The sequence below is a fragment of the Secundilactobacillus paracollinoides DSM 15502 = JCM 11969 genome, assembly GCF_001311135.1.
Taxonomy (GTDB): Bacteria; Bacillota; Bacilli; order Lactobacillales; family Lactobacillaceae; genus Secundilactobacillus; species Secundilactobacillus paracollinoides.
In genome coordinates this window covers 12574-35284 of sequence record NZ_BBAG01000036.1, presented here as the reverse complement: position 1 = coordinate 35284, position 22711 = coordinate 12574, and the positions used below count along the sequence as shown (strand labels likewise).

Annotated in this window: 10 protein-coding genes and 4 pseudogenes; 1 reads left to right on the top strand and 13 read right to left on the bottom strand. The window is 46.7% G+C overall.

Going from position 1 to position 22711, the window contains the following annotated elements; all coding sequences use genetic code 11:
• Positions 1–822 precede the first annotated feature (822 nt).
• The 12 genes and pseudogenes from JCM11969_RS11335 to yfmF form a co-directional block, all read right to left on the bottom strand.
• Positions 823–2876, bottom strand: a pseudogene (locus tag JCM11969_RS11335) (LTA synthase family protein).
• Positions 2877–3045: 169 nt separating this feature from the next.
• Entirely contained in the window at positions 3046–3282 is a 237-nt protein-coding gene (locus JCM11969_RS11330; protein ID WP_054711338.1) for a YkuJ family protein, read from the bottom strand.
• A 573-nt stretch (positions 3283–3855) separates the two neighbouring features.
• Positions 3856–5911, bottom strand: a pseudogene (gene mutL, locus JCM11969_RS11325) (DNA mismatch repair endonuclease MutL).
• Between the two features lie 26 nt (positions 5912–5937).
• A pseudogene (mutS, locus tag JCM11969_RS11320) lies at positions 5938–8633 on the bottom strand (DNA mismatch repair protein MutS).
• A 12-nt stretch (positions 8634–8645) separates the two neighbouring features.
• On the bottom strand, positions 8646–9449 hold the full coding sequence (locus JCM11969_RS11315) for a TIGR00282 family metallophosphoesterase (RefSeq protein WP_439709746.1): 804 nt from the start codon (positions 9447–9449) through the stop codon (positions 8646–8648).
• A 413-nt stretch (positions 9450–9862) separates the two neighbouring features.
• Positions 9863–11423, bottom strand: a pseudogene (gene rny, locus JCM11969_RS11310) (ribonuclease Y).
• A gap of 281 nt (positions 11424–11704) precedes the next feature.
• Positions 11705–12766 (bottom strand): recombinase RecA, encoded by a 1062-nt coding sequence (gene recA, locus JCM11969_RS11305; protein WP_054711336.1) that lies wholly within the window; start codon positions 12764–12766, stop codon positions 11705–11707.
• Between the two features lie 86 nt (positions 12767–12852).
• A complete protein-coding gene (locus JCM11969_RS11300; RefSeq protein ID WP_054711335.1) occupies positions 12853–14100 on the bottom strand; it encodes a competence/damage-inducible protein A in 1248 nt (415 codons plus the stop codon).
• Positions 14101–14530: 430 nt separating this feature from the next.
• Positions 14531–15118 carry a CDP-diacylglycerol--glycerol-3-phosphate 3-phosphatidyltransferase gene (gene pgsA / locus JCM11969_RS11295; protein WP_054711340.1) on the bottom strand — a complete coding sequence of 196 codons (588 nt, stop codon included), beginning with the start codon at positions 15116–15118 and terminating at the stop codon, positions 14531–14533.
• A gap of 199 nt (positions 15119–15317) precedes the next feature.
• Positions 15318–16265, bottom strand: coding sequence for a helix-turn-helix domain-containing protein (locus JCM11969_RS11290; protein ID WP_054711333.1), 948 nt, complete (start codon positions 16263–16265; stop codon positions 15318–15320).
• A gap of 108 nt (positions 16266–16373) precedes the next feature.
• Positions 16374–17675, bottom strand: coding sequence for an EF-P 5-aminopentanol modification-associated protein YfmH (gene yfmH / locus JCM11969_RS11285; RefSeq protein ID WP_054711331.1), 1302 nt, complete (start codon positions 17673–17675; stop codon positions 16374–16376).
• A complete protein-coding gene (yfmF, locus tag JCM11969_RS11280) occupies positions 17672–18925 on the bottom strand; it encodes an EF-P 5-aminopentanol modification-associated protein YfmF (RefSeq protein WP_225353261.1) in 1254 nt (417 codons plus the stop codon). Before yfmF ends, yfmH begins: the two co-directional genes overlap by 4 nt.
• 570 nt (positions 18926–19495) lie before the next feature.
• On the opposite strand from yfmF, the gene JCM11969_RS11275 reads away from it, so the two are divergent.
• Positions 19496–20851 (top strand): aspartate kinase, encoded by a 1356-nt coding sequence (locus JCM11969_RS11275; protein WP_054711327.1) that lies wholly within the window; start codon positions 19496–19498, stop codon positions 20849–20851.
• Positions 20852–21189: 338 nt separating this feature from the next.
• Here JCM11969_RS11275 and cls read toward each other — a convergent pair whose 3' ends face one another.
• Positions 21190–22638: a cardiolipin synthase gene (cls, locus tag JCM11969_RS11270; RefSeq protein ID WP_054711325.1), complete on the bottom strand. Its 1449-nt coding sequence runs from the start codon at positions 22636–22638 to the stop codon at positions 21190–21192.
• Positions 22639–22711: the final 73 nt, after the last annotated feature.

Genomic DNA, 22711 nt, shown 5'->3' with positions numbered 1-22711 from the left:
TTTGTGACTCATTTGTTGTTACATTGTTAATAAGCGAATTGACGTTCGCAAATTACATTTGATCTCAACTTACAGTTGAGATGCCCTGCACTTTGTGAAACAAAACTTCGTTCAGTTTTCAAAGGTCTACATATCTTGTTAGCGTTGATAGCCAACAACTTAATCATTATAGCATCTCGATTTTAACGTGTCAACCATGAATTTGAATAATTATTTAATTCAAATTCACATTTCCAATTAAAACCAATCTGCAATTTGCTAACTAAATCCTTGCTATATCAGCAACGAACTTTATTAGTTTAGCAAATGCTGTCATATCTGTCAAGCAACGTTTTGAATATTTATTAATTCAAACTTGTCCGACTAGAACAGCTTACTACCAACTCACATAACTTGTCAACGACTAATTCAATGAATCTGTTGAATAATTATTCGAGCTCTCGCTTGCTGTTTTTCAACAACGCATATTATCTTATCAACTAATTCCATTCAGGTCAAGCCTGTTTACAACTTTTTTGAGAATTTGCCTCAATAATTTCATTCTGACTTTAATAAGCAACTAGTAACGATCGAGATTGCCACAGGTACACCCCGCTATACGTAATTTTATCGCCTCTCAACCATTACTAGCTTTAATGACATGAAAGCCCACACGAACTAAGTAAGTCTGCCTAGTCACGCTTTACTCGTGCTAGCTACAAATTTAAACTCAACCTGTTTAGTCCTGAAACTTCTGGCCAAAGTTAGCCACAACCAGACCGCAAAAAAACTGGCTACCTTCTTATAGAGGTAGCCAGTTTTTCACCAACTGTGTTGCCACAGTTACTTCAACTCAGGTGCATCCGTCTTATATGGAACTGCCTTGCCATTGCGTTTAGCAAGCACGCTAGTTGGATACTTCTTTTCAGCAGCCTTCAACTTAGCCATTCCATTGATGTACTTGTAGTTATAGTCTTTCTTATTCACCTTAGTGAACCCTTTTGGCGTATAGAACCGTAAGAGATCCCCTTCGATGACCCGATCAGACAACGAGAGTTCCGTCGTCACATAGTTTTGCAATTTAGTAATCTGTTTCTTTTGCTGACTCGTCAACGTAAGTTTCTTTCCCGTCGACGTTTGATAGACGGTACTGCCAACCTTGGTATACTTCGGTGTGACAAAGTCCCCATCACGGAAAGCAACAACTTGATTCCGCTTGTTCGACAGAAGATCTTGCCCGAACTGAATCGTATTGTTGTCCTTAACGCCTAACAGATCCATCAACGTAGGTAAGACATCGATCTCGCCACCATACGTGTGGTCGATACCACCTTTAAGGCCGGCAGAATGAATCATTAATGGTACTTTCTGGAACTGCGCCAGATCGTACTCATTCACGCTCTTTTTGCCTAACAGCTGTGCAATCGCAGCCCGGTGGTTATCCGATATCCCATAATGATCTCCATAGAGCATAATGACACTGTTTTTGTACAATCCCGAAGTCTTGAGGTACGTCAAAAATTCACCAAATGCTTCATCTAGGTAGTGCGCCGTTTGCACATAGGGATCAACCGTCTTATCACCAGTCTTGGTAGCTGGGAAATCGGTATTTTGCTTATCCAATTCATACGGGTAGTGGTTCGTCAGCGTAATCAGCTTCGCATAAAACGGTTGTGGTAACTGATCGAGGTACTGTGACGCCTGCTTAAAGAAGATCTTATCCTTTAACCCATAGCCAACTGAATAATCAGGTTTCGTTTTATAGTAACTAGAACTAAAGAAATATTCATACCCCCACGATTTATAGGTATTATCTCGGTTCCAGAAACTTGGCACATCCCCATGGAATGCAGCGTGGTATACCCCTTTTGGCTTAAGATCGCTGGTGCAGCTTGGAACGTGTTCTGCGTCCCATAGGTGGTCATCGCTGACCCTTGAGGCAACCCATACAACGAGTTTTCAAGCATCATTTCTGCATCTGAGGTCTTCCCTTGGGCAACCTGGTTGTAGAAATTGTCAAAACTCAGGGTATTTTTGTTCTTATAGAACTTGTTTAAGTTAGGGGTAACTTCCTTACCATCCACCTTATAATTGATCAAGAATTGCTGGAAACTTTCCAAATGAATGATAATGACGTTTTTACCCTTAGCCTGCCCGTAATACTTCACATTCGGACTCACTCGGTTACGGTTCACGAATTTCTTAACACTCGTGAGATCACTGGCATTTGCGTGTGCTCGCGTCGCACTTTCCTTTTGCGTTTGATACGCATTAAACGCCGCATATTCGTTTAACCCTAAGTACTTCACAATGTAATTATTGTCAAATGTTCTGGTCAATAACCCGGAACGGTCCGCATTGGCCATCCCGTATTCAGCACCCATTAACGAAAAGGCGAGCACGGATAAGACTAGCGCATACCGGCGTTTAAATGGCCGAACATCAACTCGGATCACGTGTGTCAGTAATAGGACAACTAACACGATAATATCCAAGAATACCAGGAAATCCGTTGGTCTAATAATCTGACCAATACTCTTCCCAAGGTTGTTTTGCACGTCCCCAGAGCCTTTGATCACACTAAAAGTTAGGAAATCAGAAAATTCACGATAGTAAATGATGTTCGCAAAGATCCAAATTGACTGAATCAGGTCAATAACAATCATTAACCAGTAAACTAATCGTCCCCGGAAATAAAGTGCGATGCCAAATAACAGCAGTGCAGCAGGTATGGGGTTAATCGCCAACAGGAACTGCTGCACGCTCCCCTTGGCCCCCAATGTAAATTCTGTCTGATAGGCGATATACGTCTTCACACAAAATAATAGGACAACTAATAAGTAGAACCCAAACACCGTATTCAGCTTATTCGTTGACCCCTTGATCTTTCCCGACATAATCCAATGCCTCCACGTTAGAGTTAACAAATGCCATTATATCTAATCTTACCGAAATAGCAATTTCACGCTAACTTCTTTGAAAAAACTTCACAACTCATTAACGAAACTGATACATATAAGTAATGAAAATGATAAAACAAAAACTATGGTTGCCCATAGTTTTTCGTTAATTATTGGTCAGTAACTCAAACAATTCAATTGCTACTAAATCAATGTTATCAAACTCAAAATGTTCCTTGCCCTGATATTCATCCAACGTGTACGTTTTCGTTTCGGAATGATACGTCACCTGAGCCTGTTCAACACCGTTAACTTCGAAGCGCCGTGGTTGTGGTTCGTCACCAGCATCTTCCTGCATTGCTTTCAGTCGATTAATGATTCCGATTAATTGTGATTCCTCCATGAGAATCCCCTTTCCGATTTCAAATTGACACTCTAATTTTACCAAAGAATCGCCCCATGCGCACGAAATTCTTGTAAAACGAGGGATTTTTTTAAGACTGTCTCAGAAACCGCAACCTGTCGCGTTGTTCGCATTGGGAAAATGGTGATATAAACACCCCCCTAAGGCCGTGGATGGTGAAACATCTGTGGCTTTAGGGGGGTGTTTTGAGATAACACTGTCTAATTATGTTTTATTGAGTCATAAAGTAGCAGGTTACCTTATCGCAGCGTCTGAATGGAAAGTCGATTCGGACTTATCAGCTGGGTGGGTATGGCTGCTGGCTTGCTTGGCCTCCGTGTCGAAACGTGTTCCGCAAGGCTAACGTGTAACGGACGCTGACCAAAAAGTCAGAACCGGACCGCGTGTTTTATCAGCCGAATGCGTATGGCTGCTGGCTTGCTTGGCCTCTGTGCCGAAACATGTTCCGCAAGGCAAGGGGCGGCCATGTAACGGACTCTGCAAAAATGCCAAGTTCGGGCATTTCTGCCAGAGTCCGTTACATTCTGCCCCTTAACCGCCTTGCTCCACACTCTAGGCCTCATCCGCCCTTTGCGACGTATGCGAATCTTGAATGCGTTTGAACATTCTTTCCATGTCTGTGTCGGTAAAATGAATCAACACTGGCCGGCGTGGGGGCAGTTAAACGGGTTTTCTGCTGACTTTAGATGCACCATTAAGGCATTTGCCTGTTGGTCGTCCAAGTGGTGGTTCGCCTTAATTGCCCGCTTACAGCTCATCATAATAGCCGTCTTTTCGCGGAATTGGGCAACCGTTAAATGACCATCTCGAAGCACCCAGTCGATCATTTCTTTGATCGTATCGGACTCCTGACCTGCCTTAAACCAAGTCGGGTGTTGCCGCACAATGATGCTGTTTGGTCCGAATTGTTCTAGATGCAGACCCACACTCGCTAACATGTCCACTTGGTCCATAATTTTCAACATGTCTGAAGTGGCGTAGTCTAACACAATGGGCACCAGCAACCGCTGCTGATCATCGGCAACCTCCCCGATGGCCTTGCGGTAATACTCATAATTGACCCGTTCCTGAGCAGCATGTTGATCCATGATGTAGAGCCATCAGGTGACTGTGCCAATAAATACGTCCCATGGTATTGGCCAATATAGGTCAATTCAGGGAACCGTTCCTTTCGCTCAGAAAACAGATCCGTTTCGTTTGCCGGTTGTGCTGAAGGTGCCTCGTCATCCGTAGTGCGCTCAGATCCTGATGTCGTTTCTAAAGTAAACGGGCCGGCACTTGTGTTTTGATACTTCTGATCAAAATCAGCCAGCGTGTCAGACTGCAATTGCGCCTTATCGGTGATCATAATGGGATCGACTGTGCCATCATCAGCATCAAATTCTGGTGGTTGTGGGGCAGCCGACGCCGTGCGATCTTCCGGTACTGGTAATTGAGTCTCCGGTGCCGCGCTCACGGTCAGTCCGGCAGACCATAACGGATTCTTCGGGGCCTCAGGTTGCGACTGACGTGTCACTAAATTAGCATTGGCCCGCGAAATAGCTTCCAAGTCACCAGCTAATTTTTGCGTGTCGAGCTGCGGTTCATCGCTACCTTGAAGATTACTTAACGCATCCGGAATCAAATTCTGATTCGCAAGCTGCCGACGAATCGCCTCGCTAATCACTTCAGAGAGCTGCGGTTCCTTACTGATACGGACTTCCTGCTTCGTTGGGTGAACGTTAACATCAACGAGTAACGGATCCATTTCAATGTTAACCACGGCCAAAGGATAGCGACCGACCATTAATTTCGATCCGTAGCCGGCAATGATGGCTTTTGTTAGGGCATAGTTTTTAATGTACCTGCCGTTCAATAGTACTGACATGTAGGCCCGGTTCGCCCGCGTCAGTTCTGGCAGGGACACGTAACCGCTAACTTTAAAATCAGCATCCTTGCCCTTGATGGCCAACATCTTATTCGCCTTGTTAAGGCCATAGACGTTGCCGATGACCTGCAGAAGGTCGCCGCGACCCGCCGTCCGCATCATTTCACGCCCGTTATTCGCAAGTGAAAATGAAATGTCCGGGTGGCCAAATGCCAATCGATTAACGATATCAACGATCTTAGCCAGTTCTGTATTCAACGATTTTAAATACTTCAATCGGGCTGGCACGTTAAAGAACAGGTCCGTCACTGTGATGTCCGTCCCCCGGCGCGCCTCTGCGGGCTTTTGGGTCTTCGTTTGACCACCGCTGATGTGGATCTCAGTGCCTTCGCCGCCGGTGGACGTGACCATCACAACGTCAGCAACCGACGCAATACTTGGCAGCGCCTCACCACGAAACCCCAACGAGTGAACGCGGAAAAGATCCTTACGATCCGTTATTTTGCTGGTGGCGTGTCGTTTGAATGCCAGCGTCACCTCATCATTGGCAATGCCGCTGCCATCATCGATCACCTGGATTTGTTTTAACCCAGCCTCTTCAACAATGATATCGATTTCGTGACTACCCGCGTCAATTGCGTTTTCAACTAATTCTTTGACAACTGATGCCGGCCGCTCGATAACTTCACCAGCTGCGATCTGATCCGCTAGTGTTGATGATAATTCGTGAATTTGCGGCATTCTCTCACCTTCTCATCGTACCGTTTCTATTTTTTCTTGGTGGCTTGTTGCTGCCACTTGTAACTTGATTCATGACTTCCATTGGCGTTAGTGCCATTAGATTAAGCGACTTGAGCTGTTTTAGCAACTGATCAGCTTCAGTACGCTTCTTCGTTGGTTCAGGCGTCCCAAAGAGTGACAGTTGTGTATCCTCGCCATCATCAATTTCAGGTGTAAGGGCTCATTTTCCGATTCCCGAACAGTTGTTCTTTTCTGCTCTTCGACCGTTTCAGCCGGGACATCCTCCACCGACTGTGCCTCGCTTGAAGTTGCGGCAACGATGGGCTTATCCTGATCATCCTTAGTCTCTAACCGGGTCAAAATCTGGTCTGCTCGCGTCAGCAAACTATCAGGCAACCCAGCAAGTTTCGCTACATGGATCCCGTAAGACTTATCAGCAGGACCATTTTGCATCTGGTGCAGGAAGACTAATTCGCCATCTTTTTCAACCGCGCCAACGTGCACGTTTTTCAACTCTGGCAAACTCTCTTCCAAAACCGTTAATTCGTGGTAATGAGTCGAAAAGAGCGTTTTGGCGTGAACCCGATTATGCACAAACTCAATAATCGCCTGCGCCAATGCCATCCCGTCATAGGTCGCCGTCCCGCGTCCAATCTCGTCAAAGAGGATCAGCGAATTAGCGGACGCGTTCGCAAGTGCTTCATTAGCTTCCTTCATTTCGACCATGAACGTACTTTCACCGGAGATCAGGTCATCTGCTGCCCCAATTCTGGTGAAAATCTGGTCAAAAATTGGCATTGTGGCACTCTTAGCGGGGACAAAACACCCCATCTGCGCAAGAATCACAGTTAATGCTAGCTGTCGCATGTAAGTACTCTTCCAGACATGTTGGGACCAGTAATCAGCAGAATGGTCGTTTGATCATCCATCAAAATATCGTTTGGGACGTATTTTTGCCGCCCTAACACCTTTTCAACGACCGGGTGCCGACCCTCAATAATTCGAAGTTGATGGCCACCCTTGGTCAGTGTTGGGGCAACGAAGCGGTATTTTTCACTGACGTCCGCAAAACTTTGCAGCACATCTAGTTCCGCCACCGCGTGCGCTAACGTCTGGATGCGTTGAATATTTTGCTTGACCATTTCGCGCAATTTAACAAACAGTTGGTACTCAAGGTCAGTTGATTTTTCCTCAGCTTCCAAAATCAGCCGTTCCTTTTCCTTCAGTTCCGGCGTAGTAAACCGCTCTGAATTGGTCAGGGTCTGTTTGCGTTCATAGCGCCCCTCCGGCAGCTTGCTAAGATTGACCTTCGTCACTTCGATGTAGTAGCCAAACACCCGGTTATAGCCAATCTTTAAATTATTGATACCGGTGGCCTGGCGTTCCGAAGCCTCCATCTCTGCTAACCATTGTTTCCCGTTATGCATGGCTTCACGATAGGTGTCTAACTGATCATCGTATCCATCCTTGATAATGCCGCCGTCCGTCACAGAAATCGGCGGGTCCTCGATAATAGCCTGTTCGATGGCATCCGCAACGTCATCGTTAGGATCCAAATTATTTAAAATATCGTCAAACGTGCCGTCCTCAAACTCCCCTAGAACGTGTTGAATCTTAGGAATCTGGTTCAGCGACGTTTTCAGCTGAATCAGGTCACGCCCGTTTACACTCCCAAAAGCGACCCGACCAGCAAGCCGCTCCAGATCGTAAACCTTCGTCAGTTCCTCTTGCAGGTTATGACGTTCAAAATATTGGGTGACCAAAGCCCCCACTTTATGCTGTCGAGCAAGGATCTCGTCACGCGTCACCAACGGACGGTCAAGCCACTGTTTAAGCAACCGACCACCCATGGCAGTTCGCGTTTCATCCAGTAACCACAGTAACGTGCCGGATTTCTTGCCGGTGCGAATATTTTGTGTCAACTCCAGATTTCGCTGGGAATAGTGATCCATTTTTAAAAAATAAGATGGTTGATAGACGACCGCACGCTGCAAATGCGCTAGACTACGCTTTTGCGTGGTCACAATGTACGTTAACAGATGCTTTAAAACAGCATTTTGTGCCACATCTGTCACATCCTGAGTTAAGTAGCTCAGTTCCGACTGTTCCGTCACATCGTCCTGATGAGAAACCAGGATGCCAATCTGGCTGATTTGCTGACGTTCGTCATCCGTAACACTTTGGTCAACAACGATTTCCTTCGTTTGTAAACTCATGACTTCATTGACAACCGCTTCAAAGTTTTTGAGACTGGCCACTTTAAGTTCACCCGTCGACAGGTCAGCATAGGCAAACCCGTAGTCTGTGGCAGTCTTTGTCAACGCGGTCAGGTAGTTATTGCGTTTCGCATCACCGATTCCAGTGTCGGTCTGGGTACCAGGTGTCACCAGTTGAATGACTTCCCGTTTCACCATTCCTTCAGCGAGTTTCGGATCTTCCACCTGCTCACAAATGGCCACTTTATAGCCTTATCGACTAAAATATCGACGTAGTTTTGAGCTGCCCGGTGAGGCACGCCACACATTGGAATTTGATTTTCAGCACTTGCGTTGTGACTTCGAGAAGTCAGCGTTAATTCCAATAATTGCGAGCCTTTGATGGCATCATCGTTAAATAGTTCATAGAAGTCACCGATCCGGTAAAACAAAAAAGCATCCGGGTACTGGTCTTTAATTTCTTGATATTGCACCATCATTGGTGTTTGTTTTGCTGCTGAGGGCAAGCTCTTCACCTCTTAATTAAAATAGGGATGCGCATCACTGATCAAAATCGGCTTAATTTTTGTTGCTTGGCCATTTTGATCATTAATATCGATCACACATCCTGATAAAATACTTTTTTCATCTTCATCAACAACGTACCGCGTTGGCCGTTGCGTCAGGAACCGACTGATGACACCCTCTGACTGCATGCCAAGAATGCCGTTATCAGGCCAGTCATCCCGGCATCCGTCATAAATGCTGTCCCACCAGGTAAGATCTGACCATCCGTGGTCTGTACGTGGGTGTGCGTCCCAACAACTGCGGACACCTTTCCCTGAAGATAGGTCGCCATCGCGCGTTTTTTCACTCGTGGCTTCAGCATGAAAATCTAAAAAGATAATGGGGGTCGTTTTCCGAATTTCGGTCACTAACGCATCAGCTGCCGTAAACGGATCATCCAATGGTGGCAAGAACACCCGTCCTTGAAGATTGATCACAGCAAGTGTCGCTTGATTGACCTTCAATTGTGTCCACCCGCGGCCAGGCACATCTTTGCCGGGATAGTTGGCAGGCCGGACTAATTTCGTTGTGCCGTCAATAAATTCAAAAATTTCTTTGTTATCCCAGGTGTGATTCCCCATGGTGACAACGTCGGCGCCGCTAGCAAGCAACGTCTTGTATATTGCCTGACTGATGCCCCGCCCAACTGGTGTGGAATTCTCACCGTTCACAATCGTCGCCTGTGGCTTGTAATCCCGTTTCAACTGAGGTAAATAGGTCTCAATCATGTGAACACCGCGGTCACCCACAACGTCACCAATAAATAATAATCGCATACTGATCCTCTAATCTAATTGTTTTATATCATCGTATTGGACTATTTTAACATGGTTTGGGGGTGGATGGAAAAATAGAGTGCGGAGAAAGGCGGTTAGAGGGCGGAGTGTAAGACACGCTTGCAGAAATGCCCGAACCTGGCATTTTTGCAAGCGTGTCTTACACAGGAGCCTCTGCCTTTCGGAGCACGTTTGGACGCCAAATAAGCGATGAGCCAACATAATCCGCCCCTTTATCCAAAAGAACAGCCTCAAACGACTGCATACCCCCACCGTCCCATACCACATCCCCAGATAGACACAATTTCACTACCAACTAGCCAACACCCCCGCCAACTTTCCAAAACAAAATCAAAAAAACAAGGCCACCAGCTCATCACGAGCCAGCAACCTCATTTCCTGGTTATTCCACATTATTTTGCGTACGCTACCGATCGCACTTCACGAATGACGGAAACCTTGATATGACCTGGATAATCCATGTCAGACTCAATCTTTTCCTTAATGTCGTGCGCCAGTGTCACAGCGTCTAAATCTGAAATTTTATTTGGTTTAACAATGACGCGAACTTCTCGGCCCGCCTGAATTGCAAATGATTTTTGAACACCATCGAACTCGTCGGCAATTGATTCTAATCGTTCCAAACGGTGAATGAAGCTCTCTAAGGAGTCGCTTCGTGCACCTGGACGACTTGCTGAGATAACGTTTGCGGCCCCCACTAACTCTGAAATAATGTAGTGCGATTCGCTCGTTTCATCATGGGAAGCAATGGCATCGATCACCACTGGGCTTTCCTTGTATTTCTTAGCTAAGTCAACGCCGATCTGTACGTGAGATTCTTCAACATCATTTTCAACCGCTTTACCAATATCGTGTAATAATCCTGCGCGTTTTGCTAGCGTTACATCCTCACCTAATTCAGCTGCAAAAATCCCTGAAAGTTTTGCAACTTCAACTGCATGTGTTAACACATTTTGACCATACGAAACCCGGTAATTCATTTGGCCTACGAGCTTGATCAGTGCGGGATGCATTGAATGAATCCCGAGATCAAAAACCGTTTGCTCGCCAAGATCCTGAATGCGTTCATCCAGTTCTTTGCGCGCCTTTTCAACCATCTCTTCAATTCGAGCTGGGTGAATCCGGCCATCCTGAATTAACTTTTCAAGCGCAATCTTGGCAACTTCTCGCCGTAATGGGTCAAAGCCGCTTAAAACGACTGCTTCCGGGGTGTCATCAATAATTAAATCGATGCCGGTTAAGGTTTCTAACGTCCGAATATTGCGCCCTTCACGCCCAATAATCCGGCCTTTCATATCGTCATTAGGCAGTGTGACCACGGAAACCGTTGTGTCGGAAACCATGTCCGCACCGCTACGTTGAATCGCCTGAACGATCAAGTCCTTCGCTTTTGCATCAGCCTCTTGGGCTGCTTGCTGAGTGGATTCTTTGATCATCTTGGCGCGTTCCGAAGCTAAAGTCTCCTTAGCTTCGTTAATAATCAGGGACTGTGCTTCCTCTTGTGAAAGCGCAGCTGCTTCTTCAACGGCATCTTGCCGTTTTTGAATAAGGGAGTCTGCTTGCTGTTGTAATTTAGCAACTTTTTGCTGCTCTGAACTCAACTTATTTTCCTTGCGTTCAAGAGCATCTTCCCGCTTTTGAAAAGCGTTATCTTTACGATCAAGTGCTTCTTCTCGTTGTAACACGCGATCTTCCTGCTTTTGAATCTCGTTGCGTTGCCGCTTAAGATCCTTTTCTGCTTCTGATCGGTAACGATGACTGTCCTCTTTCGCCTCTAAAAGCGTTTCTTTAGTTATCAGTCTCAGCCTGCTTTTTCGCATCTGCTAAAATTCCCTGTGCTGTTTCGTGAGCCGCGTCCAACTTGCGTTCGTAAACGGACTTATGCAGGACGTATCCGATAACAGCACCTACAACGATAGCGATGATTGCGAGGATTATTTCCGGAATACTCATGATTCCACCTCCGCATCATCCAAAATGGTGATTGATAAATCAGTAATTTTTTAGATGTTAATGATTATTGACACAACTAGTATTCTAATGTTTCTAAATAGGTGTGTCAATAAAACATCCTCTCTGGAGACCACAATTACCACGATTTCTCAGATTAGACCCTAAATAACTCTAAAAAAATGAAAATTACATGAGATTTGCTTGGTAAGCAAAACTGAATCTACGAAAAAGAGACGCCCACTTTTCTGATTGGAAAAGTGGGCGTCTCTTAGGGTGTTGCTTTATTTTGCATCTTCAGTATCGATATCCAACGTTTCGACGTCACTTTCGTCAGTCGACGCCTCGGCGTCCTCACCGTCCATGTTATAGGCAGCTCGAACCTTGCTTGTGATCTCAGCCATTACTTCTGGGTGGTCCGCTAAGTAACCCTTAGCATTTTCACGGCCTTGGCCGATTCGATCATCACCGTAAGAATACCATGACCCAGACTTGTTGATAATTTCTTTTTCAACAGCCATGTCGACCAGTTCACCCGTTTGAGAGATTCCTGAGCCATACATGATATCGACTTCGGCACGCTTAAATGGCGGTGCTACCTTGTTCTTGACGACTTTGATCCGAACTCGGTTCCCGATAATATCGGTGCCCTCTTTGATCTGTTCAGCACGCCGAATTTCAAGCCGCACAGTGGCGTAGAATTTCAGTGCCCGACCACCAGGCGTGGTTTCAGGATTACCAAACATGACCCCAACTTTTTCACGAATTTGGTTAATAAAAATCGCAATCGTGTGGGTCTTGTTGATTGTTCCAGACAGTTTACGCAATGCCTGTGACATCAACCGGGCCTGCAGCCCAACGTGGGCGTCACCCATTTCGCCATCAATTTCCGCCCGTGGTACAAGTGCCGCCACGGAATCCACGACGATCATGTCAACCGCACCACTAGAAACCAAGGCATCGGCAATTTCCAATCCTTGTTCACCAGTATCAGGTTGTGATAACAACAGGTCATCAATATTAACGCCTAAGTTAGTTGCGTATGCAGGATCCAATGCGTTTTCAGCATCAATATAGGCAGCAGTGCCACCCTCTTTTTGGACTTCAGCAACTGCGTGAAGCGCCACCGTCGTCTTACCAGAACTTTCAGGGCCGTACACTTCAACGATCCGTCCCCGAGGATAACCCCCAACTCCCAAGGCATTGTCTAATGCCAGGGAACCTGATGAAATCGTTGAGATCTTGGTATCAGCAGCATCCCCCATTCGCATGATGGAGCCCTTACCAAAGTTTTTTTCAATTTTCTTTAACGCAGCATCCAGTGCTGCTTGTCGTTCGTCAGCCATTTCAGTCCTCCTTATGAGCCATTTACTAGATAAACTATACCGACTTTATCGTAAAAAGCAAGAAAAATCGAACAAAAGTTCGCATCTTAATCTGTCGTTAATTTTTGCCGAATAAGGTCGAGACCAGTGAGCACTGAACTGCGCCGAATCTGCGCCCTACCGTTAGCAAAATGATACAGGTGAGCCTCTGCCGGCTGGTCTTTAAACGCGATACCGATCCAGACTGTTCCAGCTGGTTGGCCTTCCAATTTGTCAGGGCCGGCAACGCCAGTGAACGAAACAGCAACGTCTGTCGCTAGTTTGAGCTTTGCCTGCTGCGCCATCCAAACTGCCGTTTCTTCACTAACGACCCCAAAGTCATCTACGATGTGCTGTGGAATCGACAGCAGGGAAACCTTTGCTTCGTTTGCGTAAGTGACAAAACCACCTGGAAAGACGGCAGAAACGCCCGGAACGTCTCCCAGAGTGCTTTGGAACTCACCCGCTGTTAAACTTTCGGCAGCCGTGACTGTGAGCTGTGCATCTATCAGCTGGTGAACGACCACCTGAGCAAGGGAATTATCATCCCCATAGCCGTAAAAGTATTGTCGATCACGTTCTAAAACGTCCTCAACCATGCCGTTGACTTTGTCCTCAGCTTCCGCCTGTGTCTTCGCCGTAGCAGTGATGCGTAAAGTAACCTCTCCTACCTTGGCATAGGGGGCAATGGTGGGATTGGTCTGGGCATCGATCAAATCCCCAAGGTTCGTCACCAATTCCGATTCACCAATGCCAATAAACCGCATGACCTTAGAAAAAATGACACCTTGGTTCGTCCCTTTTGCCATCAACCGCGGCATCAATTGCTGATCGACCATCACGGTAAATTCCGATGGCGGACCCGGTAACAACACCACGTCAGCGCCATCTGGATCACGGTAAAGATCGCCAACCGCGAATCCCGTTGCGTTGGGCAGCGTGTCTGCATGTGCCAACTTCAATGCCTGCAACTGATTGTTTGGCGTGTTTAATCGGCCACTTTGTTCCTGAAAGGCAGTAATTTTAGCAAGTGCATCCTCATCCGTGACCAAGTCTTCACCCAAGGCATGTGCCACAACCTGTTTTGTCAGGTCATCCTTCGTCGGGCCTAACCCACCGATCAAGATAACCAAGTCACTTCGATTCTGAGCCGTCTTAAAGACCGCCTCAAGTCGTTTAGGATTATCCCCCACAACTGTTTGGTAGTAAACATTAATGCCGATACCGGCTAATTTTTGGGCCAAATACGCGCCATTAGTATTCGCAATCTGGCCGAGCAGCAACTCAGTACCAACGGCAACAATTTCTGCGTTCATCTAGGTCTCTTCCTTTCTCAAACAACTACGACTAGTGTACACGATAATTGTTCGGTTTGTCTGAATTTGTGTTCGATGCGTCATTGACCCATCTACCCTATAATGACGTTTTGGTTGGGGGATTGTTTTTTTATTTTTTGAAATGATTGGGGCTGGGTAGGATTATTTTTGCTTAGCATGGGGTGTTGCGTGCTTTATTGATTTGGAGATTGTAAAACCCTCATAGTGGCATCCGATTTTTCGGGTGTCACTATGAGGGTTTGAGTTGATTTTTTGTTACAGCGCTGGAAAACCTTTCTAGGCTTCCGTGCCGAAACGCGTTCCGGAAAACTGAGGGCGGAGCGTAAGGGACTCTGGCAAAAATGCCAAGACCAGGCATTTCTGCCAGACGTCCCTTACGCTCCGCCCTCACCCGTTTTCCTCCACGCTCTTACTCATTAAACGAATCCGAGAACACACTTCGATTCTGCACGAAGTAATCGATTCCCGAGTAAATCGTAAAGAACAGGCACACGTACAGCAGGATCGTGCCCAATGGGAAGTGCCAGATTTGGAAGAAACAGTTGTTTAATAACAGGAAAATGATCCCCAGCATCTGTGAAAAAGTCTTGATCTTACCTGGCATTGCAGCTGCCATCACCTGACCGTCGTTTTCAACGATAATCAGCCGCAGACCAGTCACTGCTAACTCACGGCACACAATAATGGCGACGACCCAGGCTGGTGCCTTACCCATAGCAACCAGAATAATGAATGCGGTCATCACGATCATCTTATCGGCTAAAGGATCCGCAAACTTGCCGAAATTCGTGACTAAATGATTGCGCCGGGCAATCTGACCGTCGAGAAAGTCGGTGATCGACGCCACCGCAAACACGATTGCGGCAACGATCTGTGTCACTGGAATCGCCGTTTGCAGCCAGGTCACTGTTCCCCAGTCCATTGGTAACACCAACAATAATAAGAAAATCGGAATTAGGATGATCCGCATTACGGTTAATTTATTTGGTAAATTCAATTCCATTGACCCCCATGATTTGTTTTGCGACGCATCTAGACGCCGGATTGACACCCTGAAAGCCACTGCTAACACTCGCGGCTCTTAATACTCATTCCAGTTTACACAGTCTGTCGTTTTTACACAAGCACATTTCAGCCCAATCACCGACTGTTATCAAAAAGAGACCACGGAATCAACAATTCCCGGCCTCAATGTGTTACTTAAATTCAACTGTAATGTTTTGGACTTGTGATGATGTTGTCGTAGACGAACTACTGCTCGTTGTCGTACTGCCAGTCGTCGTTGACGAGGTGCTGGCCGCAGATGACGTTGACGTCGTTGAAATCGGCACCTTGTGTCCACCGATCTTCACTGACGTTGATGGCGCGTTTCCTAGATTGATCGTCACAGAAGTTGCGGATGCGCTCACTTTAACGGAATGTGAGGCGTTAGCCGTCAATGTCCCAGAATAAAGTGAACTGCCGCTTGCCGTAATTGAGACCCAGGCGCTTGCTGTGCTAGCCAGCGTAATGGTCTTCGTTGAAGGCGCGTTTTTCATCTCGTAAGTGGTCGTTGAACCAGAAGTAGACAGTTTTTTAAATGATACGCTGTTGGCTTTCTTACTACTTGAAGATGTCTTCTTCGAGCTGGACTTCTTTGATGACGCTGAAGAAGATGACTCACTTGAACTGCCCGAAACGGAAACGGAACTGGAGTCCACGTTTGACGAACTGCTCTGCTGTGACCGTTTAGTGCTGGCTAACCAGATACCGACCATCACGATCACGACAACCACAACAGCAATCACGATTGGTACCTGTCGTTTGACCTTTGCGACCCGGTCGTCTTCTTGACGCTGGGCTGAACGGGTCGAGGGATTCTCTTCGTTCACCCGGTCAACGTACTCCTGCGTTTTCGTACTTGGCAACTGGTCCGCATACTGGTCTAACAGCTCACCGCCATCAAGTCCAACTGTATCCGCATACTGTTTGATAAACGCGCGCACATAAAAGTCCCCTGGCAGATCAGAGAAGTTTTCGTCTTCAATTGCAATCAGATACCGTTTTTGAATCTTGGTCGTCTGTTGCAGATCATCCAGCGTATACCCTTTGGCAATTCTGGCGTCACGTAAGGTTTCACCTATTGATTTGTTATTTTCACTCATAAAAAGATTCTCCACCTAATAAAAATGTTCTTATTTCACACTAAGTATAGCATATGGTTGAGGATGATTTAACGCCGAATTCCGACATTATCTGATTTTAAGGTTTTCTTAACCGGCTTCAGGTGCCACAATGCGTTGCACGCTAATGGCTTCCGGTTTCAGGAACTGGTCGAGGGCCGCGATGACATCATCAAGGGTCAGCTCATCAATGATCGCCGCTTCATCAAACAAATTGCTTGGTGCGTACAATTGATCATCAAACTGGTTCGCAATGGCCTCCAATGAATTAAACGCGGTAATGGTGCTGCCAAATTCCTCACGTTTTGCGAGATCAAATGTCTCTTGAGTACCCTTTAATTTATCCTTAGCCTGTGCCAGAATTGCTAACAACTCAGTCTCAAACGCTGCTGGATCCTCGGTTTCGCCCGCCAAAACAACAAAGTGAGCGCCCCGCTGGACTTCAATATTATACCCAAAACTGTCATCGATCACGCCCTGGTCATACAACCGCAAAAAATCTGGTGCGGTGTCGCCAATCAGTAATTCCATCCCGATCGATAAGGCATCCTCAAACTTAAGCCGGTCACGACCAGTCGGCAGCTCATCCAAGCCGCGAATACCGATCGTCACTTTTGGCCGTTCAACAGGCATCGTCAGCGTTCTGCGCCGGACAATATCACTGCCATCCCGCAGCGGAACCAACGATTGACGCTTAATTGGTTGCGGTTCACCAAAGTCTTTTTGCGCTTGGTTGTCACGCACCCACTGCATCGTTTCTTCAGGCGTCACTTTGCCGACAATGAAGAGACTCATATTACTTGGGTGATAGAACGTTTTATGTGCGAGGTACAAGTCTTCTGGCGTGATTTTATCAATTGAGTCGATCGTTCCCGCAATATCGTTTGCCAACGGTTGATCCGGATACAGATTGGCGATCGTCCCAAAGTACGCCCGTGAATTCGGATCATCCTCATACATTTGAATTTCTTGGCCGATGATGCCCTTTTCCTTATTGACCGTCTTATCAGTAAAGTACGGGTCTTGGACAAAATCAAGCAAGGTTTCCAAATTTTCTTTGAGATTTCGCGTTGTTGAAAACAAATAACTCGTATGTGTAAAACTGGTAAACGCGTTCGAACTCGCACCAAAATGGGCAAACGTATCAAACGCGTCGTGGTCAGCCTTCTCAAACATTTTATGCTCTAGAAAATGAGCGATACCTGCTGGCAGCGAGACCATCTCCGACTGACCATATGGCACAAAGTCGTTGTCGATCGACCCATACTCCGTCGTCATCACGGCATAGGTCCGGTGATAGCCAGCTTTCGGCAGCAAGTAGACCCGCAAACCGTTTGCCAATGTTTCTTGGTACAATGTTTCTCCTAATTGCGGATAATCGATCTGTTTCACCGTGACTCATCTCCTTTTAAGAAGTAGGTCGCCTGCAGGGTCACCTGTTGGGCAATAGCGGCAACCTGCTCTGGTGTGACCGCCTGGATATGGGTCAACCACTCAGAAGCGGGCACCGTGGACCCAACCATTTGATCAAGCACCGACTGATTGACGACTGCACGCGGTGAATCTTGGCGCGACTCGTGGTTGTTGATTAGACTTGCGACAACCTGGTTAAAGACCTCTTCGTCAATTTTACCGTTTGCGATATCTTCAAGTTGTTCAGCAATGATGTCAAGCACTGCCTGCTGGTTGTGCTGATCGATGCCGGCTTGAACACTAAGCGTGCCGGTGAAGCCGTCAAACCGACTCGATGCGTAGTAGGCCAGACTATTTTTTTCACGCACGTTTTTAAAGAGCATCGAGATCGGTGTCCCACCGAATAGGCCGTTAAAGACTAAGGCTTCATAAAAATGGGCATCGCGGTAGTACACCGGTAACTGATACGCTAAATTAAGTTTTGATTGTTGCAGTGGCTGGGTTTCTGACCCCGTCACTGCTGTCTGAACTGGTCGATGATAAATAATCGCCTGTTGTTTGGACGTCCGTGGTGCCAACTGCCAGTCAGCAATATCACGCTTAATTTCATCCGCATTCACATCACCAATAATGGTGATTTTTATGTCATCGGTGGCCAACAACTGCTGATAGTAAGCATATAAATCCGCATTACCGAGTTCTTCAATTGTGGGTTCATCGCCATAAAGACTTGTGGCAAGTTCAGGCTGATCCTTAAAGTAGAGGTCAAATAATTCACGCTCTGCATAGTACTGCTTGTCATCATTCAGCGACTTCAAATAGGCAATTAAATTGACCTTCTGCCGGTCAAATGTCGTGGCATCAAACTGCCCATCAGCTGCCAAAGGTCGAAAAATAACCTGTTTCAGAAAGCTAAAGATCGCCTGGGTAAGGTGCTCCCCGTTGGCAAAATGGTCATTGATGATGCTGCTTGAAAAACGTAGGCCATTGATCATCCCGTACCGATACACGTTAACCCCATAACTGGCACCGTATAACGTGGCCAATTTCTTTGCCAGCGCTGTCTGGGTCGGATAATCCGCGCTACTCGTTTCAAGCAGTTGCGCCAGCAAGATCCGCTGAGACAATCCCTGAGTTGAAACGGGTGCCAGAAAATCGATACTGATACTGGTTGTTTTAAATTGCGGGGTCGCAATCACGTTGAGCGTTACCCCGTCAGTCACATGCACTTGCAAGTCGCAAAAGCCTCCTTTAATTACCCATACAATATTAGATGATTGGGGGTGAAAATACAATAGAAGAGAGTGCGGAAGAAGGCGTTTAGAGGGCGGCGCTAAGGGCAAGTCGGTCGAAAAGGCCGGGCCTGCCTTTTTGACCGACTTGCCCTTAGGCATGAGCCTCTGCCTTCTGGAGCACGTTTAGACGCCAAATTGGCAAAGCACATGTGTAGACCGCCTCTTTGGCAAAAATACCCTAATCGAGCATTCAAACTCACCAAAAAAGGCTCACTGCTACCCCACTCTTCAAAAATGACCGATCCAATAACGCACACCACGAAACAAAGGACAGCACTAACCAACACCTATGCAACCACAAAAGCAAGCCACCACATGAGAACCCGCCCGCAAAAGCACTCCCCCCAAACGATACCCATCCGCAAACATCAAACTACGCGCCACCTCACCACACATTAAAACAACATAATACCCCTCATCATTTTCCCAAAAATCTCCAAAACAAGGTTGCACTCCCCTAGCTGAGTTTGCTATCCTGAAAGCAAACTCTTGAGGAGGAACATTATGAAAGTCGTCAAATTTGGGGGCAGTTCCCTCGCGAACGCCGCCCAGGTTCAAAAAGTTGTCAATATTATCAAAGCTGACGATCAGCGACGCTTCGTGGTCGTCTCAGCGCCAGGAAAACGATTCGCTGGTGACATTAAGGTCACTGATCTTTTGATTACATACGCCAACGATGTCATCAAGCAACGCCCGCTGGATGACATTACCACCCAGATCATCAGTCGCTACCAAGAGATCGCTCAAGCATTCCACATTTCGGATGCCGACTTCAACGAAATCAAAGCGGCTATTTTGCAATTACCAGACCATTCCTACCAAGATAACGACTACCTAATGGCCGCCTTTAAGGCCCATGGTGAAAAGTTAAACGCCATTTTGTTTGCCAAGGTCCTAACCAGTGCCGGCTTGAACGCCAAGTACTTAGATCCTAAAGATGCCGGCCTTGTCGTTACTGACCGGCCAAACGACGCAGACATTATTCCTGAAAGTTATGACCGGTTAGGCGAATGGGCTGCCAGCAGTATCATCCGTGTGATTCCCGGATTTTTTGGGTATAATCTACAAGACCAGATCTGCACGTTCTCCCGCGGCGGCTCTGACATTACTGGCGCCATCGTGGCACGTGGGGTGCACGCCGATAGGTACGAAAATTTTACCGACGTTAACGCAATTTACGCGGCTAACCCTAAGGTGGTTGAAAATCCGATTGCGATCCACCACATGACTTTTCGAGAAATGCGGGAACTGGCCTACGCCGGCTTTTCTGTCTTTCACGATGAGGCATTAATTCCTGCCATTCAAGGTGACATTGAAGTGGTCGTAAAGAACACCAATCACCCAAGTGAACGTGGGACATCAATCACGTCCACCAAACGGGTCAACCCAGCTTATCCCGTTTCTGGAATTGCCAGTTCCCCTGATTTTTGCGGCATCTATATTCGAAAATACATGCTGGATAAGAAAAGCTACAGCCAAAAGATCCTGAACATTTTGGCACAGTATGGACTATCGTACGAACACATGCCATCTGGGATCGATGATTTAACTGTCATTATGAAACAAGATCAGCTGACACCCGACCTTGAAGACCTGCTGATTCGTGAACTTGTGATCGCCCTCCATCCCGACGAGATTCACATTACGCACGACTATGCGTTGCTCATGGTCGTTGGCGAAGGGATGCTCAACCGAACCGGGCTGATGTCTAAGGCAACCGATGCCTTGGCACGGCAAAATGTGAAGCTGGTTATGGTTAATCAAGGTGCCTCAGAAATTTCCATGATGTTTGGGATCCAGCAGGATAAAGCGGATGCTTCTGTGCAGGCGTTGTACGATGCGTTTTTCCCGGATTTGTGAGTGTTATAGTAAAAAACATCCTGTTGCAGGTCTGCAACAGGATGTTTTTTTGTGGTCAGGTTGGTTTGCTTTTAAAAAGCCCTTTCTGGATATTCTAGTTGAACCGAATTTGAAAGACTGTGGGCTCTTGAACAAGTCACTGTGGTGAAAACACGGCCAAGCTTGAATGTTGCTTTGCTTTTTTTAGTGCTGCTGGCGACGAGCTGTTTGGCATCGTAGCCGAAACGTTTCGAAAGGCACGGGGCTAACGTGTAACGGACTCTGGTCTAAAAGTCAGGCCCGGACTTTTAGACCAGAGTCCGTTACACACCGCCCCTAAACCGACTTTCTCCACACTCTTACAAAATGGGTGAAAACAGCCTCGACAGCGCCTGCTTACACCTCACCCACAGCGACTGCTGGGCGAATTTTCCCAGTGTCATCTCTTCCGCTAACGCAATGTCGTTTTCGAAGATACCCATTAGTTTTGTGGCGAGATGCACATCATACATGAACGCGTTGATTTCAAAATTGAGCTTAAATGAGCGAATGTCCATATTGGCGGACCCAACCGAAGCCACCTCGCCATCTACGACGATCATTTTTGCGTGCATGAACCCGCCGTGATAGCGGTACACTTGACCGCCCGCCTTCAATAACGCCTTTGAGAAGTACTCCGTTGCCCGGTAGACAAACGGATGATCCGGCTGGTCTGGAATCATTAACCGCACGTGAATTCCCGATAAGGCAGCGACCGTCAGCGCTTCTAGGATACTTTCATCTGGTACAAAGTATGGTGACTGGATGGCAATCGACTGCCGGGCGCTATTGATCAGCTTTAAATAGCCCTTCTTGATCTGCTGCACTTCAGAGTCCGGTCCGCTGGAAACGATTTGCATACTAGTTGTGCCGGTCGTATTGAGAACCGGAAAGTACTTTTTATCGTAGGTCACCTTGTGCCGCTTAGCAGTAGCGTTCCAATCCAGAAAGAACCGGCTTTGTAAGGCCAAAACGGCGTGACCCTCGATGCGCAAATGGGTGTCGCGCCAGTACCCGAATTTAGGTTTCCGATTAACGTACTGGTCCCCCACGTTAAAGCCACCGGTGTACCCGATTTTGCCATCGATCACCACAATTTTACGGTGGTCACGAAAGTTAAGCTGAAAATCACTGAGTGCCAGTCGTGAACTTAGAAATGGGTAGACCTGGCCGCCCAACTGCGTGAGGTGCTTGAACATATGCTTTTTACCGCCGTGAGAGCCAAACGTATCATAGATTACCCGCACAGCAACGCCCTCGGCCGCCTTTTCCTCTAATAACCGAACAAATTGGTTGCCGATCTCGTCGTTATAAAACGTAAAATATTCCACGTTAATGTGGTGTCTAGCGTGTCGAATGTCGTCAAATAGTACGGCAAATTTTTTCTCACCATCCGTAAATACCTGAACAGCGTTATTCGTTGTCAGAACAGCGCGGTCCGTTTCCAAAAACAAATTCACGATTTCTTGAATTTCAGGATTATCGTTATCAGGTACCTGAAGCGCCCCCTGTTGAATCAACTGTTTTTGCGTATCCACCAACTGATTAAGTCCAAGGCGTTCCTGGGCTTTAATGTCGAAGATGCGTTTTTTTGAAATTTTTCTGCCCGCAAACAGGTAGAGGATAAACCCAAAGACCGGCATCAGGACAAGCACCAGCAACCAGGCCCAGGTCGCAGATATATCGCGTTCCTCGCGGAGAATTGTAAATAATGCAACAATCAAGTTGATGACCACGATCAAAATTAAAATTGTCAAAATAAATGCCATAAAAAAGCCACCCCTAATCTGCGATACGGTTATCTTACCATAATCGCAATTCAGGATGGCTAATTCACTTAAA

What these genes read in the sequence shown, in the direction of transcription:
- JCM11969_RS11330 (WP_054711338.1), bottom strand. Translation starts at nt 3,282, where the DNA reads ATGGAGGAATCACAATTAATCGGAATCATTAATCGACTGAAAGCAATG.
- JCM11969_RS11315 (WP_439709746.1), bottom strand. Translation starts at nt 9,449, where the DNA reads ATGCGATTATTATTTATTGGTGACGTTGTGGGTGACCGCGGTGTTCAC.
- recA (WP_054711336.1), bottom strand. Translation starts at nt 12,766, where the DNA reads ATGGCTGACGAACGACAAGCAGCACTGGATGCTGCGTTAAAGAAAATT.
- JCM11969_RS11300 (WP_054711335.1), bottom strand. Translation starts at nt 14,100, where the DNA reads ATGAACGCAGAAATTGTTGCCGTTGGTACTGAGTTGCTGCTCGGCCAG.
- JCM11969_RS11290 (WP_054711333.1), bottom strand. Translation starts at nt 16,265, where the DNA reads ATGAGTGAAAATAACAAATCAATAGGTGAAACCTTACGTGACGCCAGA.
- JCM11969_RS11275 (WP_054711327.1), top strand. Translation starts at nt 19,496, where the DNA reads ATGAAAGTCGTCAAATTTGGGGGCAGTTCCCTCGCGAACGCCGCCCAG.
- cls (WP_054711325.1), bottom strand. Translation starts at nt 22,638, where the DNA reads ATGGCATTTATTTTGACAATTTTAATTTTGATCGTGGTCATCAACTTG.